Origin of the sequence: Rhodococcus sp. HM1 (genome assembly GCF_023218075.1) — a bacterium.
Classification (GTDB): Bacteria; Actinomycetota; Actinomycetes; order Mycobacteriales; family Mycobacteriaceae; genus Rhodococcus.
Window position 1 is genome coordinate 1 of record NZ_JALPTB010000043.1, and the last position, 16912, is coordinate 16912.

Below are 16912 nucleotides of genomic sequence, written 5' to 3' on the forward strand. Positions count from 1 at the left end.
GGTGCCGATGCGGTGACCGGCCCTGCGGTGCGTGCCGATCCCGCTCCTCCGGGACACGCAGCAAGGCAACAGGAAGAATCGGAGAGTATGACGGAGTATCGGATTTCTCGTCGACTGTTGTGAGCCTCCGTCGTTCCGCCAGTGCCACCCGATTGCTCGCGCCGGCCTGCGCGAACGGCAGGACATGCCGGGGGAAGACGAAGATGGTGCGCCGCATCGACAGGTGCTTGACCAGCGAACGGTCGGTGTAGAGCGCCTCGTCGAGATCGGCGACGGTGACATCGGCGACGCGTGCCCACGCCGAGAGATACACGGTCGGCGCGTCGGTCCCGTGCAGGCACACCATGCTCGTCGCCGCGTCCACCGCGTCCGCGGCGCGATGCCCCGGAGACAAGCGGTGCCTGCGTGTTAGCCGTGCCCTGCGTTCGCCCACCCCGACCGTGCGCACCGTCATGCCGGCAACTGTAGGTGCGGCCACCGACATCCGTTGGTAGCGTCGGGCGGTGACCTGGACCGAGATCCGCGATCCCGACGAATTGACGGCGTTGTTCGGCGTCCCGACGTTCCGGGCGGCGAACAAGGTTCGGGCACGGCTGCACCTACTCGACATCGAGTGGCTCGCGGCGTCGCCGTTCTGCCTGGTGGGCACGTCCGACGAGACGGGCCGCTGCGACGTCTCCCCCAAGGGCGACCCTCCCGGCCGGCTCGTGCACGTTCTCGACGACACCACCATCGCGCTGGCCGAACGGCCGGGCAACAAGCGCATGGACGGCTACCGCAACATTCTCCGGAATCCGTTCGTGGGCTTGAACTTCTTCGTCCCCGGCCGCGGGGACACGCTCCGGATCAACGGCCGCGCCCGGCTGGTGACGGAGGCGCCGTTCTTCCACGATCTCCGCGTCGCCAACCATCGCCCGAACCTGTGCCTGGTCGTCGAGATCGAGGAGGTCTTCCACCACTGCGCCAAGGCGTTCATGCGGTCGAAGCTGTGGGATCCGGACACGTGGAATCCCACGGTTCTGCCGTCGGTCGCGGCGCTGGCGAAGGCGACCGTCCCCGACGCACCCGAGACGCTCGAGGAACTCGAGCGGTATTACGGACCGTCCTACGCGCAGCAGCTGTACCGCCCGAAGCAGCCGCGGTGACTCACGCCGCGTGAGACCCGCGCCAACGGGATTGAGCGGGGCACCTGCGGTTGCGGATGCGCTACCATCCGCACTCGGAGACTCGCCCCGCTCTGGACACAGTGAGCAGCTCGCCGTCGTTCGACGTCCTGCCGGACGCCGAGCGCGAAGAGCCCCGGCTGGCATGTGGGTTTAGCCGCAACCATCCGGTCGATCGACACTACTTGTCGCAGGCAATGCCGTCCTTGTCCCGGTCGAGATGAGTTCCATAACCCGGCTCGCCCTTAAGGATTGGAGCAGCCCCGGCAGCCTTCGCCTCATCACAGTTCCTGTACGACACGGTCGGTTGCCGCGGAGCCGGAGGCGGCGTGTACTCCGTCGTGGGCGGAGGCGTGTACTGAGTCGTCGGAGGTGGGGTGTACGCCGGGGCAGGCGGCGGTGTGTACACCGTGGTCGTCGTCTCGACCTGGGGCACCAGCGGCACGACAGCAGGTGCCGTTGTGGCTGTGGTGGTGGGCGGGACCGTCGTTGTTGTAGTCCGAGGAGCCGTTGTGGTTGTCGGAGCCGCCGAACTGGTCGTTGTAGCGACTACGGCGGCCGGAGCGTCCTTCTTGTCCTCGGTATCGACAACCGAGCCGAGGACAGCGAACCCGAGGACGCCAGCGCCGAGGACCCACGGCCAGGTCTTGCGCTTCTTCCCGTTGTTGGCGGGATCACCAGCTTCGGCAGCACCGAACGCCTGAGTAGGGGCGTAGGCCCCCTTGGGCCTGGTGTGGCCAGTCCACTGTTGACCGTCCCAGTAGCGATCGATCGACGGATCGTAGGGGTCTGGGTGCCAACCAGCAGGTGGGTTCATCAGAGGTCCGTTCTGAGAGGTACGTTCCGCAGAACGTCGCCGGGGCCGAATGGTTTGTTACATCACACAAAGAATGATTGCCGGAGCCGGTCATCCGCTCCGCTGCGACAAGCCCCTATCCGCTGCCCCGGCCTGATCCGGAGCCAGCTGTAGGCATTCACACAATCGATTAGGTCGCCCGGGAGACCCCCGGGCAGCACAATCCATCAGCGTGTTCTGGGACTTGCGTCAGGGTGTGCTGAGTTCAAGTTGCCGCCCCGATTCTGGCAAGGTGGTCGGGTGTTCCGAGTGATGTTCCACGAACCCCGCATACCCCCCAACACCGGTAACGCGATCCGCATGGTCGCCGGTACCGGCTGCGAACTGCACCTGGTGGAACCGCTTGGGTTCGACCTGTCGGAACCGAAATTGCGGCGTGCGGGACTGGACTACCACGACCTGGCGTCGGTGACGGTGCACGCAGGGCTGCAGGAGGCCTGGGATGCGCTGCAGCCGGAGCGGGTGTACGCGTTCACCGCGCACGGCGAGGTGTCGTACGCGTCGATCGAATACCAGCCGGGAGACGTGCTGCTGTTCGGGCCGGAACCGACGGGCCTGTCCGACGAGGTCCTCGCCGATCCGCACATCACTGCGCAGGTCCGTATCCCGATGCTGCCCGGCCGCCGGTCGCTGAATCTGTCGAACGCCGCTGCCGTCGTCACCTACGAGGCATGGCGACAGCACGGATTCGCCGGGGCCGTCTGACGTTCGCCCGCCCGCGAGACATCCGCGCGCGACCGGCAGCGCGCGGATATCCGCTGGATTGGCGGCTGCTCAGCTCGCGACTACGGTTGCCATGTAGGGATCCATGACGTCGGTCAGGTTCTCCCACGGTACGGTGATCGTGACGAGCCCGACCGCGTGCGGCCCGACCTGGTAGTCGTCGAAGTGGATCTCCATGCCCGCGGGGGTCGGCAGCCAGTTCGCGAAGTTCGCCGTCTCGGGGGCGATGCCATCGGCGAAATATTCCGGACCGGCCGCGGTACCGGGCAACAGCAGAGCCGCCTGCTCGGACAGCTGGTTCAGCCCGGCCTGCAGGTCCGGGAACAGGTCCTGCAGCGTGATCGGGGCTGCGGTGTCCGTGTTCACCACGACCGTGGCGACCAGCGGTGTCGGGTGCGCGCCCGGCGGATTCGCGTTGTAGGAAGCGACGAGCAGACCTGCGACGACGTGCTCCCCGATGCGCGTCACCTCGTGTTCCTGTGTCGAGAGCGTGTAGCTCATGTCGTCGGAGCGTTGGATCCAGTCCTCGAGCGCTGCCCGCATCGACTCGTTGAACTCGGTGACGACGGCCGGGTCCCCGCCACTGATCTGCGGGATCACCACGTCGTAGTCGACCGTGTCGGTCGAGCCCGACACCAGGATCTCCTCGGCCCGATAGGGTGCGGACACCTCGGGTTTCTCGGAGACACCGGCAGACGGCTGCGAATGCGTCTGCTTCGAGCCGGGGGCGTCCGTTTCGGCTGCATCCATCTGCGTTGCGGCCGTGGCTGATTCGGGTACCGGCGTGCCGGATTCCGTTTCGCCACCACACGCGGCCAGCAGCACGGCCGCGGTCGTGCAGGCACCGGCAGCGAGCATTCGGGTCCATCGGCCGTTCATCCGCCTAGTCATCGTCCGCCTCCACCTTCGGGTTCTCGTCGGGGGTTTCCGCCGGAGTTCCGGGGGTTCCGGGCCGGCGGCGTCCGATGCGGGCGAGCAGCCGGACGATCAGGTAGACGATGCCGGCACCCAGGAGGAAGAACACGATCCACGGCAGTGCCACCCCGAGCGCGACGATCGAATCGCCGATCGCGGACCGCAGGTTGTCCCAGCCCGCGAGCACTCCGTCCCAGAAGCTGTCGCGGTCGTCGGGGCGGCGTGGTTCGGCGCTGATGTCGACGGTCAAGGTGGACAGGTCGATCTGATCCGACAGGTACCGCTGCTGCGCGGTGAGACTGTCCAGCTCCGCCTGACGATCCGCCAGCGCGTTCTCCGCCTCGATGAGATCGGCGGTGTTCGCGGCGGACTCCATCAGCGCCCGCAGTCGGTCCACGGATGCCTGCAGGGCGGAGATCCGCGCCTCGAGGTCCGTGTACTGCAGGGTGACGTCGTCGCGCGTGGTGGTCAGGCTGGTCACCTCACCGAGACCGCGGAGTTCGTCGATGGTGCCTTCGAGCCGGTCCGCCGGAACCCGCACCGTGAGCACGCTGCTGATCCCGGGCTGTTCGGTGACGGAGTCGACGCGACCGCCCGAGTCCTCGACGATCGTCACCACCTGCCGTCCGACCGCGATCGGATCGTCGGCGGTGATCATCAGGTGTCCGGTGACGATTTCCTTGCGTTCGGTCGCCTGCGTGTCGGCGGGGGCGGATTCGCGGGTGCCGTCGGCCAGGGACGGCGACGGCGGCATCGACGCGGACGGGGCGCTTCCGGAGTCGGAGCCGGTTCCGCCGCAGCCGGTGGCGAGCAGGGCTATCGCGGTGAGCAGGACCACCAGCAGCCGGTTCATGGCGGCGATCCTAACGAAAGTCGCGGGACTTCCCCGCCGTTCGCAGATCCATCCGCTGCAGCCGGTCCGCGACGACGGTGACCGCGCCCTCCGCGTTCTGCACCCGTCCGCGCACCAGCAGCGCCGGGGCGGTGTGCGCGAGCGTGCGGTATTTCGCCCACAGCCCCACCGAGCAGACGACGTTCACCATGCCGGTCTCGTCCTCGAGATTGAGGAAGGTCACGCCCGCGGCGGTCGCGGGTCGCTGCCGGTGGGTGACCGCGCCCCCGACCAGTACCCGTTTCCCATCGGGGATCTGCAGCAACCGTCCGGCGGGCACGACACCGAGCGCGTCGAGTTGCGGGCGCAGGAACTGCGTCGGATAGCTGTCCGGCGACACACCCGTAGCCCACACGTCCGCCGCGGCGAGTTCGACGTCGCTCATGCCGGGCAGTGCCGGCGCCTGCGTGGATGCCCCGATGCCGGGGAGCCGGTCGGGGCGTTGCCCGGCCGCTGCTCCCGCCGCCCACAGCGCTTCGCGGCGGGTGATCCCGAAACAGGTGAGTGCTCCCCCGGTGGCGAGCGATTCGGCCTGAGCGGTGGTCAGTTCCACCCGGGTCGTCAGGTCCGGGAACGACGTGTACGGCCCGTGCTCGTCGCGTTCGGCGACGATGCGTGCGGCCAGAGCGTCGCCGATATGCCGGACCGCGCCGAGGCCGAGCCGCACCTCCCGGCCCCGGTTCTCGGTGGTGGCGTGGGTGAGGCTCGCGTTGATGTCCGGTCCGTGCACGACCACCCCGTGCCGGCGGGCGTCGGCGACGAGGGACTGCGGGGAGTAGAACCCCATCGGCTGAGCGCGCAGCAGGCCCGCGCAGAATGCCGCCGGGTGATGCAGCTTGAACCAGGCGGAGTAGAACACGAGCGACGCGAAACTCTGCGAATGGCTTTCCGGGAAACCGAAATTCGCGAACGCATGCAATTTCTCGTAGATGCGGTCGGCGACGGCGCCGGTGATGCCGTGTCGCTCGCGCATACCGTCGTAGAGTCTGCCGCGCAACCGTTCCATCTTCTCCGTCGAGCGTTTCGCACCCATCGCGCGGCGCAACTGGTCGGCTTCGGCGGCGGTGAAGCCGGCCGCGTCGACGGCCATCTGCATGAGTTGTTCCTGGAACAACGGCACACCGAGGGTCCGTTTCAGCGACTTCTCCAGGCACGGATGGTCGTAGGTGACGGGTTCGAGTCCGTTGCGGCGCCGAATGTAGGGGTGCACGGATCCGCCCTGGATCGGACCGGGACGGATCAGCGCGACCTCGACCACCAGGTCGTAGAAGTTGCGCGGCTTCAGCCGGGGCAGTGTCGCCATCTGGGCGCGCGACTCCACCTGGAAGACCCCCACGGAGTCTGCGCGGCACAGCATTTCGTAGACGCCACGTTCGGTGAGGTCGAGCTGTGCGAGATCGACGGTGACGCCTTCGTTCTCGGCGACCAGGTCGATCATGTAATGCAGCGCGGAGAGCATGCCGAGGCCGAGCAGGTCGAACTTGACGAGTCCGGCTGCGGCGCAGTCGTCCTTGTCCCACTGCAGCACGCTGCGCCCGGGCATCCGCGCCCATTCGACGGGGCACACGTCGGCGATGGGTCGGTCGCAGATGACCATGCCGCCGGAGTGGATGCCCAGGTGCCGCGGGAGTCCTTCGATCTGCGCGGCGAGTTCGAGCACCGGACGCGGGATGTCTGTGTCGGTCTCGGTGGTGACGCCGTGCCAGCGGCTCACCTGACGGCTCCACGCGTCCTGCTGGCCCTGCGAGTGCCCGAGCGCGCGGGCCATGTCGCGGACGGCGGACTTGCCGCGGTAGGTGATGACGTTGGCGACCTGCGCGGCGTACTCGCGCCCGTACTTGCTGTAGACGTGCTGGATGGCTTCCTCGCGGCGGTCGGATTCGATGTCGATGTCGATGTCCGGGGGGCCGTCGCGTTCCGGGGACAGAAAGCGTTCGAAGAGCAGTTCGTTGCGCACCGGGTCGACGTTCGTGATGCCGATGGCGTAGCAGACGGCGGAGTTGGCTGCCGAACCTCTTCCCTGGCACAGGATGTCGTTGTTCTTGCAGAAGGTGACGATGTCGTGCACGACGAGGAAGTAGCCGGGGAAGTCGAGCCGGCCGATGACGTCGAGTTCGTGTTCGAGCTGCCGGTAGGCGGCCGGATTGCGTTCCGGTGGCCCGTAGCGGCGGTGCGCGCCGTCGAAGGTGAGTTTGCGCAGCCAGGTGAATTCGGTGTGACCGGCGGGTACGTCGAACGGCGGCAGATTCGGTGCGATGAGCCGCAGATCGAATGCACATTCGCGGCCGAGTTCCGCGGCGTGGTGCACCGCGTGGGGATGGGCGGCGAACAGCTGCGCCATCTCGGCACCGGAACGCAGATGACCGCCGCCGGTGGGGGCGAGCCTGCCCGCGGCGTCGTCGAGGCTCTGCCGATCGTGGACGGCGGCCATCGCCATGGCGAGACGCCTGCGGGACGGGTCCGCGAAGTGCGCCGCGGTGCTCGCGATGCAGGTCAGTCCGTGCGCCTCGGCGAGCGCAGCCAGGGCCGCATTGCGTTCGTCGTCGTCGGGCAGTCCGTGCCGGGTCAGTTCGACGGTGACGCGGTCGGCGCCGAACCGGTCGATCAGCTCGCGCAGGGCGGCCGTGGCCGCGTCGGGTCCGCCGGTCTCCAGGGCTTGCCGGACGTGGCCCCGGCGGCAGCCGGTGAGGATCTGCCAGTGGCCGCCGGCGGCGTCGGAGAGTGCGTCGAGGTCGTACCACGGGGCGCCTTTGGTGCCGCCGGCGAGGTGCGCGGCGGCGATCTGCCGGGACAGCCGCCGGTAACCTTCCCGACCGCGGGCGAGGACGAGCAGGTGCGCGTCGTCCAGGCCGAGTTCGGCGCCGAACACGGTGGGCACCTTCAGTTCCCGAGCGGCCTCCGCGAACCGGACGACGCCGTACAACCCGTCGTGGTCGGTGAGCGCCAGCGCCTCGAGGCCGAGCCGCGCGGCCTCCTCGACGAGCTCCTCGGGCGTGGAAGCACCGTCGAGGAAACTGAACGCCGAATGCGCATGCAGTTCGGCATAGGGCACGACCGGTCCGTCGGGTCGACGCACCCGGGCCTCGTATTCCGGACGGGTACGCGACCAGGCCGGGCTGTCGCTGCCGTCGCCGGGGAACTCCGGGTCGCGGCGGGGACGTCCGGACAGGACCCGTTCCAGCTCTGCCCACGTGGGCGGGCCGTTACTCCACCCCACGCGACCACACCACCGTATCGAACATGTGTTCGATGATACCCGTCGGTGCGGAGGTGTGGTCGGTAGACGGTGCGGTCAGTAGCTGCGGCCGACGATCGCCGTCAGTTCCTCGGCCGGGGTTCCGGCATCCGGGATGCCGCCGTCGGCCGCCTGAAGGCATCGGACGGTCACGGCCTGCGCGTTGAGTTCGCGCTCGCCGTGCTCGCCGAGAGCGTTCCAGGGAATCCGAGCGAAACCGGTGGCGCTCGCATCGAGCGCCTCGGCCACGGTGGCAGCGTCGGCCGTGTACCGATCGAGCCGGTCCCGCGCCGCGGCGAACATCTCGGTGTGGATCACGTCGAATAGTTCCCGGACCGCCGCGACCGCGGATTCGGCAGCGAGGGTGAGCTTCTGCTTCGTGTCGCGCCTGACCAGGGTGTACTCGCCGCGCTCGAGGTCCCGGGGACCGATCTCGATCCGCAGCGGCACGCCCTTGAGTTCCCATTCGGTCGTGCGGCGTCCGAATCCCTGGTCGGTGCGAGCATCCAGCCGCGCCCGCACACCCGCGGAGACGAGGGAGTCGGCGAGTGTCGAGGCCGCGGTCACGGTGGGATCGTCGTCCTTGACGCCGATCACCACGGCCTGCACCGGAGCGATCCGCGGCGGGAGGCGAAGCCCCTGGTCGTCGCCGTGCGCCATGATCAGGCCGCCGATCATCCGCGTGCTCGATCCCCACGAGGTGGTCCAGCAGGTCCGGGACCTGCCCGACGTGTCGGTGTAGGTAATGCCGAACGCGCTCGCGAAGTTCCGGCCCAGCTCGTGGCTGGTGGCCATCTGCAACGCCTTGCCGTCGCCCATCATCGCTTCGCACGTCATGGTGGTCACCGCGCCGGCGAACCTCTCCCGGTCCGTCTTCACCCCGACCAGAACCGGGATCGCGAGCATGTTCTGCAGGAAGTCCCGATAGACGTCGAGATGGATACGCCGGGCGAACGCGGCGGCCTCCCCCTCGGTGGCGTGGGCGGTGTGCCCCTCCTGCCACAGGAACTCCGTCGTACGCAGGAAGATCCGCGGGCGCATCTCCCAACGCACCACGTTGGCCCACTGATTCAGCCGCATCGGCAGATCACGATGCGACTGAACCCATTTGGCCATCAGTTCACCGAACACCGTCTCGCTCGTCGGGCGCACGACGGCAGGTTCGGTGAGATCCTTGCCGCCGGCGTGGGTGACCACCGCCAGCTCCGGGCTGAATCCCTCGACGTGTTCGGCTTCGCGCTCGAGGTAGGACTGCGGAATGAGCAAGGGCAGGTAGACATTTTCGACACCGGCCGCCTTGATCCGCGCATCCACCGCCGCCTGCATGTGTTCCCACAGCGCATACGCGTACGGCCGGATCACCATCGTTCCGCGAACCGGTCCGTTGTCGGCCAGCTCCGCCTTGTTCAGAACGTCCTGATACCAGCGGGGGAAGTCCTCCACCTGCGAGGTCAGCACTCCGGGCTTCCGTGAGGATCCGGCCATCCAGCGATACTACCGACCCTTGGGTCAGCGGCGGAACAGTGAACGCAGGCCCGAGCGCCGGTCCCGAGCCGGTGCGGTGTCCCGATCGCACGTGCAGCGATCGGCGGCGGGCACGGAGCGCATGACAGCGTCGACGTGCTGTCCACAGCCTCCCCAGCCGGTCTTGCCGCAGCGGGGACAGGTGACGGGGTAGCACATGACATCCTCCTGGGATCGAAAGTTCGTGGAATCGAGAGCGACTGCCGCTCCCGGTGATCAGGCGGGGACGCGGGATTCGACCCAGGCGTTGTAGCCGCCGAGCAGGTCCGAAACGTCGTCGAAGCCCTCGGCCCGCAGCAGCGAGGCCGCTACGCTCGAACGCCATCCACCCGCGCAGTGGACCACGACCGGCTTGCCGGCGGGCACCTGATCCATCCGGGTTCGCAACTGCGCCAACGGGATCGGGATTGCGCCCGGAATGGTGCCGCCTGCGCGCTCACCGGGGTTGCGGATGTCGAGCAGTGTCACCGCATCGGCGGCGAGCAACCGATCGAGTTCCGCGACAGTGAGACGCGGAGCGGACCGGACCAGCTCGGCCAGTTCCGCGGGGAACACCCCGTCGCGGTCGACGGCGAGATAGCCGGCCGCGCCGTCCGATCCGATCCGGGCCAGGCGCATGGCGGCATCCTGCTCCTCGCCGGGATAGGTGATCAGCACGATCTTCTCGCCGACCTCGGCGACCATGCCGCCGGTTTCGGCGAAGCGACCGTCGAATCCGACGTTGACCGAACCACGCAGGTGCCCGGCGGCGAAGTCGTCGACGCTGCGCGCATCGAGCACGCGGGTGCCGGCGGCGAGTTCGGCCTTCACCTGTGTCGGAGTCAGTTCGGGGATGGTGCGGTCCTGCGCGAGGAGCGGGTGGACCCGCTTGTTCATCGCGGCGTCGACCGCGAAGTACGACGGGGCAGCCGGCTGGCCCTCGGTGACGAGTGCGACGAAGTCGCCCTCGCTCATCGGTTGCACCGACGGGTTCGTGGCCCGCTGTTCGCCGATGGTGGAGGTCAGTTCCGTCGACAGGTTCTTGCCGCACGACGAGCCGGCGCCGTGGGCGGGCATGACGGTGACCTCGTCGGGAAGGGTCAGCAACTTCTCGTGCACGGTGCGGTACATGGCCCGGGCCAGATCGGTGGTGGATCCGTCGCCGAGGTTGACCAGGTCCGGGCGGCCGACGTCGCCGATGAACAGCGAATCACCGGTGAGCACCGCGATCGGTGTGGCGCCGGGATGCTCCCGCACCAGCACCGAGATCGATTCCCAGGTGTGTCCCGGCGTGGACAGGATCTCGAGTTCGACCTCGCCGAGGGACAGGCGCTCACCGTCGCGCAGGCGGCGGATCGGGTAGTCGGTCTCGGCGGCTTCCCCGAAACCGATCCATGCGCCGGTGGCCTCGACCAGTTCGAGATGTCCGGAGACGAAGTCGGCGTGGAAGTGCGTGTTGACAACCCCTTCGATGGTCAATCCGTATTTTGTTGCGTCGTCGAGGTATTCGGCGATGTCGCGGCGCGGATCCACCACGACGGCCCGGCCGGTGCTCTCGTCGCCGATCAGGTACGACGCGTGAGAGAGGCACTCGATGTAGTACTGCTCGAGAATCATGGACTCCTCCGTGGCTGGTGCCTGCGGGTTCCCGGGGGATCACCGGGTCGATGTGGACAGCCTGGCATATACCCCCTAGGGTATGTCAAGTACCCCCGGGGGTATCCCCCGCCTCACCCCACGAAAGGCCGGCATGACCGACTTCCCCGCCACCGTCGATCCGATCGCCCTGCGCGAGCTGACCGAATCCGGCAAGAACGTGCGCATCGTCGACGTCCGGACACCGAGCGAATTCGAGACCGTGCACATTCCCGGCGCCTACAACGTCCCCCTCGATCTGCTGCGGGAACACCGCGACGAGTTTCTCGCCCACTTCGACGAGAACATCGTGCTGGTGTGCCGCTCCGGGCAGCGCGCCGCCCAGGCCGAGGAGACCCTGCGCGTCGCAGGACTGTGCAACGTCCACATCCTCGACGGCGGCATGCTCGGATGGGAAGCCGCCGGCCTGCCCGTGCAACGCGGCGTCCAGCGCTGGGACCTCGAACGGCAGGTCCGGCTCGTCGCCGGCTCCCTCGTGCTGAGCTCGGTTCTGGCCAGCGTCGCCGTCCCCAAGCTCAAGTGGCTCGCCGCCGGCATCGGCGGTGGCCTCGCGTTCGCCGCGGTGACGAACACCTGCGCGATGGGCGCCGCGTTGGCGAAGCTGCCCTACAACCACAGCGCATCATGTGACGCCCGGACGATCGTCGCCCGCTTGACCGAATCGACGGACACGGGCGACCGGGAGGCATGAGATGACGTGGGTGCTCGCGCTCGGATTCGGTGCCGCGATCGGCGTACTGCTGGGGCTGCTCGGCGGTGGCGGATCCATCCTCGCGGTCCCCGCACTGGTCTTCGGCCTCGGAATGGGGATCGAGCAGGCGATCCCCATTTCGCTGATCGTCGTCGGCGCCGCGTCGGCAATGGGTGCCCTGCCGAAAATGCGTGCCCGCCAGGTGCAATGGCGGCTTGCGGCAATCTTCGCGGCCACCGGCATCCCGGCCACCTTCGCCGGCAGCGCCGTCGGGCGACTGCTGCCCGAGCCGGCGCTGCTGATCGGGTTCGCACTGGTGATGGTCGTCGCGGGGGCGCGCATGCTCGTCGACAACGGCAACACCGGAACCGCGTGCTCCATCCAGGGATCCGGGATCAACTGGCGCAGGTGCGCTTCGCGCTCGATCCCGGCGGGTATCGCGGTGGGTTTTCTCACCGGATTGTTCGGCGTCGGAGGCGGTTTCCTCATCGTTCCCGCCCTCGTGCTCATGCTCGGCGTCGAAATGCCCGTCGCGGTCGGCACCTCGCTGGTGATCATCGTCGCCAATTCCGCAGCCGGACTGGTCTCGCACCTGAGCGGCACGAGCATCGACTGGGCCGTCACGGCCGCGTTCGCGGGTACCGCGATCGCCGGGTCACTGATCGCCGGGCGGGTGGGAACACGGCTGGACACCGACCGGCTGCGCCACTGGTTCGCCTACCTGGTCTTCGCCGTGGCGGCATATGTACTGGTCGACGTCGTCGCGCTACGCTGACCCCGCCATCGATACCCCCGGGGGTACACTGACGTCAGTTCCAGGAAAGGACACTTCTATGGTCGGCGACGAAGACAGCATCGCTCTCGTACTCAACAGGCTCCGCCGCGCGCAAGGCCAGCTCGCGGGAGTGATCTCGATGATCGAGCAGGGTCGCGACTGCAAGGACGTCGTCACCCAACTCGCCGCCGTTTCCCGGGCACTGGACCGCGCCGGATTCAAGATCGTCGCGACCGGCCTCCGGGAATGCCTGACCGACACGGACCGGGAAGGCAAGGAACCGATGACCGAGGCCGAGCTCGAAAAACTCTTCCTCGCTCTGGCCTGAGCATCGCTCTCGCTCGAGCACTGCACTGGCCTGAGCACACCGAGTGAAAGGCAGACACATGACGGCACTGGCATTGTCGACGACTCTGCACACCTCCTTCGCCGACGCGGTCGAGCGAACCCGGAAAGCACTGGCAGACCAGGGTTTCGGCATCCTCACCGAGATCGACATGAAAGCCACGCTGAAGGCGAAACTCGGCGAGGACATGGAGGACTACCTGATCCTCGGTGCCTGCAACCCACCGCTGGCGCATCGCGCGGTGAACGTCGACCGGCAGATCGGGCTGTTGTTGCCCTGCAACGTCGTGGTTCGCGCCGATCCCGCCGACCCGGGCACGGTACTGATCGACGCGATGAACCCCCGGCTGATGGTCCAGGTCGCCGACCAGCCGGGACTCGGTGAGGTCGCCGACGACGCCACGGTCGCTCTGCAGGCAGCCATCGACTCCCTGGCCGCGACCGCGACGAACTGACTCCCGTCACCGCACGGTGCTCGCATACAGCGTCTGGGCGCACGTGCCGATCAACCCGGTCGTATCGCTCAGACGCGCGTACGCCGCCGCGCCGTGCCCGGGCATGCTGTGGGTGACCGCATCGATGCCGATCCAGTCACCGACCGGATCACGGTGCAGGACGACATGCAGATCCGCGTTGATCGCGGGAAACCGCCCCGGATGCGCCGCGAGGCTCATTCCACTCGACGAGTCGGCCAGGATCAGCACCCGCTGCCAGGGACTCGGCTCTTCCCCGGCCACGAGAGCGCACAGGGATCGTCCCCAGGCCGCGGCAGGCCCGAACTCGGCAAAACTTCCTGTGGTGAAACGGAACTGCGTCGCAGCGAGATACCCGTCCGTGTTCGCCCCGGGAATGACACCTCCGTCCTGCGCGTGATCCGGATCGGTGTCCAGCACCGGCGGCGTGGGGTCGACGGCCGGGTAGTCGTCGTCGACGCGGGCGAGGCGCCACGCCCGGACGGACAGCACCGGCCGCTCGCCCACCACACCGGTCGCTTGAATCAGGGCGGTGCGTCTGCCCGGACGGACCACCGAGGTGGTCACGGTGATGGGCGCGACCGGGATCGGCGCGAGAATGTCCACCGACACGCCTCCGAGCCGCTGACCGTCGGCGACGTGGTGCCGTTCGATCTCCCCGGTCAGCAGCGCCGAGGGCGGACCGGCGTGCTGGGCCTGCGGCCCCCACGGCCCCGCCGTCGCCGGCGTGCTCTCGAAGGTCGTTTCGTCGCGGCGTTCGTAGAAGCCGTCCACCCGGTTCACCCCCACCCGCTCCACCGGAGACCTTCCCCGGACGTTCCTCTACTCCTAGCATTCGGGAGTACCGCCGCGCGGCAGGAACGCGCAGCGCTGCGATCGCACGCACGGAATCGAGGTGGTCGCGATGCCCGGAGCTTCGGACGAGGTGATCCGCCGCGCGGTTCCGGCCGAAGCAGAGGCTCTCGCCGACCTGCAGGCCGCTTGCTGGGACGACGCCTACACGGGACTGATCGACCCCGCGATCCTGGCCGGTCTCCGTGATCCCGACGAACGCGCCCGACGCATCGAAACCTGGCGGACCCGGGCACCGAACGCTCTCGTCGTCGAACTGCCCGACGGAAGCCTGGCGGGCTTCGCCACGAGCGGCCCACCCGACGAACCCGACGCGCCGACTCCCCTGCAGCTGTACGCGCTGTACGTGCGGGGCTCCCACTGGGGACTCGGCTACGGCCGGCGGCTCCTCGACGCGGCACTGGGAGCGCAACCGGCCCACCTGTGGGTGCTCGAGACGAACATCCGCGCGCAACGGTTCTACGCGCACGCAGGATTCGGCGGTGACGGGCACATCCGACGGGAACCCGTCGGGACCTTGGTTCGCTGGGTACGTGACTAGCGATCGTGCGCCCGCGGGTCATTCCGGCAGCCCGGCGGACGGACCGCCCGCAGAGCTGTCGGTGTCCGATTTGCGGTAAGGTCGACGGCGAACCGGCGAAATGGGGGGCGGGTGGACATCTTCTACATTGCGTGTCTCGCAATGGGTCTGGTGGGGGTCGTGGGGACCCTCGTGGTCGGGGAAACCGGATCGGAACTCGGAGACGCCGGTAACGGTCTTCCGTTCCTGAATCTCACCACCGTCGCCACAGCGCTTCTCGGAATCGGCGTGGGAGGCGGTACCGCAGCACTTCTCGGATTCGGATCCGTTGCCGCTGCGGTCGCCGCAGCGTGCACAGCGCTCGTCCTGGTCGTCGTGACCCGAGGTGTTCTTCTGCCGTATCTGCTACGGCAGCAGGACAACTCCCACACCGGACGCCTCTCGTACATCGGACTGACCGGCGTCGTCACGCTGTCGATCGAACCCGGCGGCTGGGGCGAGGTCGCGTTCACCGACACCGAGGGCAACCGGGTACGGTCCCGAGCCGTCACCGCGGAAGAGATTGCGCTGCCTGCGAATTCCCACGTCTATATCGGAGACGTCGACGATCAGGTCGTGCACGTCGTGTCGATCCCGGACGATCCCCACGCCGGTCTGCACATGCCCGAATCGAACTGAGGATGACTACATGATCGTTGTCGCGGTCGCCGTCGTGGTGGCTCTGGTGGTGTTCGTCGGAGTGCCACTCGTCTATGTCCGGAACTACATCAAGGTCCCCCCGAACGAGGTTGCGGTCTTCACCGGTCGCGGAAAGCCGAAGGTCGTGCGGGGCGGGGCCCGTTTCAAGATCCCCGGTATCGAGCGGGTGGACATCATGTCGCTCGAACCGTTCAACGTGAGCATCAACCTCCAGAACGCCCTGTCGAACGACGGTGTGCCGGTGAACGTCGAAGCGGTCGGCCTGGTGCGCATCGGATCCGCCGACGAGGCCGTCCAGACCGCGGTCCAGCGATTCCTCACCTCCGACCTCGACGAACTGCGCCGGCAGATCAACGAGATCCTCGCCGGTTCGCTGCGCGGCATCACCGCCACGATGACCGTCGAGGATCTGAACTCGAACCGTGAGACGCTCGCGCGCAGCGTCGTCGACGAGGCCGGCGGCGACCTCGCCCGCATCGGCATGGAAGTCGACGTCCTCAAGATCGCCGGGATCAGCGACAACAACGGCTATCTCGAATCCCTGGGTCAGCGTCGGATCGCCGAGGTCAAGCGGGACGCCGCGGTCGGCACCGCGAACGCCGAACGCGACGCCCAGATCCAGTCCGCGAAGGCGAGGCAGGAAGGCGCGGTCGCGCAGGCCCAGGCCGACACCGCCATCGCCGCCGCGAACCAGGCCCGCGACGTCGAGCTGGCGAAGCTGCGTGCCCGAACCGAGGCGGAGAACGCCGAAGCCGATCAGGCCGGTCCCCTGGCACGGGCCACCGCGGAGAAGGCGGTCCGGATCGCCCAGGAGCAGGCCGAAGCCGCGCAGGTCGAGGCCCGCATCGAGGTCGAGAAGCGTCGCGCCGAACAAGCGAAGGCGGCCCTCGAAGCCGACGTGATCGCCCCCGCGGAAGCGGAACGTCAGGCCGCGGTCGCGCGTGCCGAAGGTGAGAAGCAGGCGACGATCCTGCGTGCCGATGCCGCGGCCGAGGCCGCCCGCCGGTCGGGTGCAGCAGACGCCGATGCCCGCAAGCTCGCCGCCGCCGCGGTGCGTACCGAGCAGCTGGCCGAAGCCGAGGGCATCAAGGCCCGCCTCGAAGCCGAGGCCGAGGGTCGCAAGGCCGCCGCCGACGCGCTGCGTGCCGAGCAGCAGGCCGAAGCCGACGGTCTGCGCGCCCGGCTCGAGGCCGAAGCGAGCGGTAAGCAGGAGATCGCGGCGGCACTCAACGCGTACAGCCCGGCCGCTGCGCAACTGCTCATGCTGCCGGACGTCCTCGCGGCCCTGGTTGAAGCGACGGCCGCGGCCGCGAAGCCGGTCGGCGAGATCGACCGCATCTCGATCGTCGGGGGCGCCGACGGCGTGTCCGGGTCGGTGGGTTCGATCCTCGGGATCAGCCCGTCGACCATCGCCGGCGTGATCGAGACACTCGAAGCCTCCGGTATCGACATCAGCGGCATGCTCGGGTCCGTCGGAAAACGCCCCGCAACGGCTGCGGCCACCGCCCCCGTCTCCGCTGCACCGATCGCGAAGGTCGATGCCGCGCACAATGGCAGCAGTTAGGTAGGTGCGTCTTTCGGACTGCGCGAGCGGCCCGAAAGACGCGCTGCGCG

The 16912-nt window shown here is 68.3% G+C and carries 17 protein-coding genes; 9 read left to right on the forward strand and 8 right to left on the reverse strand.

Annotated features, from left to right (window positions below; genetic code table 11):
• The coding region (locus M1M07_RS20790; RefSeq protein WP_248675409.1) for a crosslink repair DNA glycosylase YcaQ family protein at window positions 1-454 on the reverse strand (454 nt) is incomplete at its 3' end.
• 49 nt (window positions 455-503) lie between these two features.
• Here M1M07_RS20790 and M1M07_RS20795 point away from each other — a divergent pair.
• Window positions 504-1145 carry an MSMEG_1061 family FMN-dependent PPOX-type flavoprotein gene (locus tag M1M07_RS20795; RefSeq protein WP_197256279.1) on the forward strand — a complete coding sequence of 214 codons (642 nt, stop codon included), beginning with the start codon at window positions 504-506 and terminating at the stop codon, window positions 1143-1145.
• 199 nt (window positions 1146-1344) lie between these two features.
• Here the strand turns inward: M1M07_RS20795 and M1M07_RS20800 are convergent, their stop codons facing one another.
• Window positions 1345-1980 carry an excalibur calcium-binding domain-containing protein gene (locus M1M07_RS20800; RefSeq protein ID WP_248675410.1) on the reverse strand — a complete coding sequence of 212 codons (636 nt, stop codon included), beginning with the start codon at window positions 1978-1980 and terminating at the stop codon, window positions 1345-1347.
• A gap of 279 nt (window positions 1981-2259) precedes the next feature.
• Here M1M07_RS20800 and M1M07_RS20805 point away from each other — a divergent pair, with 279 nt between their 5' ends.
• A complete protein-coding gene (locus tag M1M07_RS20805) occupies window positions 2260-2724 on the forward strand; it encodes a tRNA (cytidine(34)-2'-O)-methyltransferase (RefSeq protein WP_197256275.1) in 465 nt (154 codons plus the stop codon).
• A gap of 69 nt (window positions 2725-2793) precedes the next feature.
• Here the strand turns inward: M1M07_RS20805 and M1M07_RS20810 are convergent, their stop codons facing one another.
• From M1M07_RS20810 to M1M07_RS20830, 5 genes are all read right to left on the reverse strand, one after another.
• On the reverse strand, window positions 2794-3633 hold the full coding sequence (locus M1M07_RS20810; protein WP_231611504.1) for an RsiV family protein: 840 nt from the start codon (window positions 3631-3633) through the stop codon (window positions 2794-2796).
• On the reverse strand, window positions 3626-4510 hold the full coding sequence (locus M1M07_RS20815) for a DUF4349 domain-containing protein (protein WP_248675411.1): 885 nt from the start codon (window positions 4508-4510) through the stop codon (window positions 3626-3628). Before M1M07_RS20815 ends, M1M07_RS20810 begins: the two co-directional genes overlap by 8 nt.
• 10 nt (window positions 4511-4520) lie before the next feature.
• The gene (locus M1M07_RS20820; RefSeq protein WP_248675412.1) at window positions 4521-7766 is read right to left on the reverse strand and encodes an error-prone DNA polymerase; all 3246 of its coding nucleotides are present in this window, start codon (window positions 7764-7766) and stop codon (window positions 4521-4523) included.
• A gap of 75 nt (window positions 7767-7841) precedes the next feature.
• On the reverse strand, window positions 7842-9269 hold the full coding sequence (proS, locus tag M1M07_RS20825; RefSeq protein ID WP_248675413.1) for a proline--tRNA ligase: 1428 nt from the start codon (window positions 9267-9269) through the stop codon (window positions 7842-7844).
• Window positions 9270-9524: 255 nt separating this feature from the next.
• On the reverse strand, window positions 9525-10904 hold the full coding sequence (locus tag M1M07_RS20830) for a rhodanese-like domain-containing protein (protein WP_197252655.1): 1380 nt from the start codon (window positions 10902-10904) through the stop codon (window positions 9525-9527).
• A gap of 133 nt (window positions 10905-11037) precedes the next feature.
• Between M1M07_RS20830 and M1M07_RS20835 the strand changes: the two genes are divergently transcribed.
• Genes M1M07_RS20835 through M1M07_RS20850 form a run of 4 tightly spaced genes read left to right on the forward strand, consistent with a single transcriptional unit; the run spans window position 11038 to window position 13209 of the window.
• The gene (locus M1M07_RS20835) at window positions 11038-11634 is read left to right on the forward strand and encodes a rhodanese-like domain-containing protein (RefSeq protein WP_248675414.1); all 597 of its coding nucleotides are present in this window, start codon (window positions 11038-11040) and stop codon (window positions 11632-11634) included.
• A gap of 1 nt (window position 11635) precedes the next feature.
• Window positions 11636-12409 (forward strand): sulfite exporter TauE/SafE family protein, encoded by a 774-nt coding sequence (locus M1M07_RS20840; protein ID WP_197252656.1) that lies wholly within the window; start codon window positions 11636-11638, stop codon window positions 12407-12409.
• A 58-nt stretch (window positions 12410-12467) separates the two neighbouring features.
• Window positions 12468-12737 (forward strand): metal-sensitive transcriptional regulator, encoded by a 270-nt coding sequence (locus M1M07_RS20845; protein WP_197252657.1) that lies wholly within the window; start codon window positions 12468-12470, stop codon window positions 12735-12737.
• Between the two features lie 58 nt (window positions 12738-12795).
• Window positions 12796-13209 (forward strand): DUF302 domain-containing protein, encoded by a 414-nt coding sequence (locus M1M07_RS20850; protein WP_197252658.1) that lies wholly within the window; start codon window positions 12796-12798, stop codon window positions 13207-13209.
• A 6-nt stretch (window positions 13210-13215) separates the two neighbouring features.
• Here the strand turns inward: M1M07_RS20850 and M1M07_RS20855 are convergent, their stop codons facing one another.
• Window positions 13216-14010 (reverse strand): thioesterase family protein, encoded by a 795-nt coding sequence (locus M1M07_RS20855; RefSeq protein WP_197252659.1) that lies wholly within the window; start codon window positions 14008-14010, stop codon window positions 13216-13218.
• A gap of 121 nt (window positions 14011-14131) precedes the next feature.
• Here M1M07_RS20855 and M1M07_RS20860 point away from each other — a divergent pair, with 121 nt between their 5' ends.
• From M1M07_RS20860 to M1M07_RS20870, 3 genes are all read left to right on the forward strand, one after another.
• Window positions 14132-14620: a GNAT family N-acetyltransferase gene (locus M1M07_RS20860; protein WP_197252660.1), complete on the forward strand. Its 489-nt coding sequence runs from the start codon at window positions 14132-14134 to the stop codon at window positions 14618-14620.
• 141 nt (window positions 14621-14761) lie between these two features.
• A complete protein-coding gene (locus tag M1M07_RS20865) occupies window positions 14762-15277 on the forward strand; it encodes an NfeD family protein (RefSeq protein ID WP_197252676.1) in 516 nt (171 codons plus the stop codon).
• 10 nt (window positions 15278-15287) lie between these two features.
• Window positions 15288-16862 carry a flotillin family protein gene (locus tag M1M07_RS20870; RefSeq protein WP_197252661.1) on the forward strand — a complete coding sequence of 525 codons (1575 nt, stop codon included), beginning with the start codon at window positions 15288-15290 and terminating at the stop codon, window positions 16860-16862.
• Window positions 16863-16912: the final 50 nt, after the last annotated feature.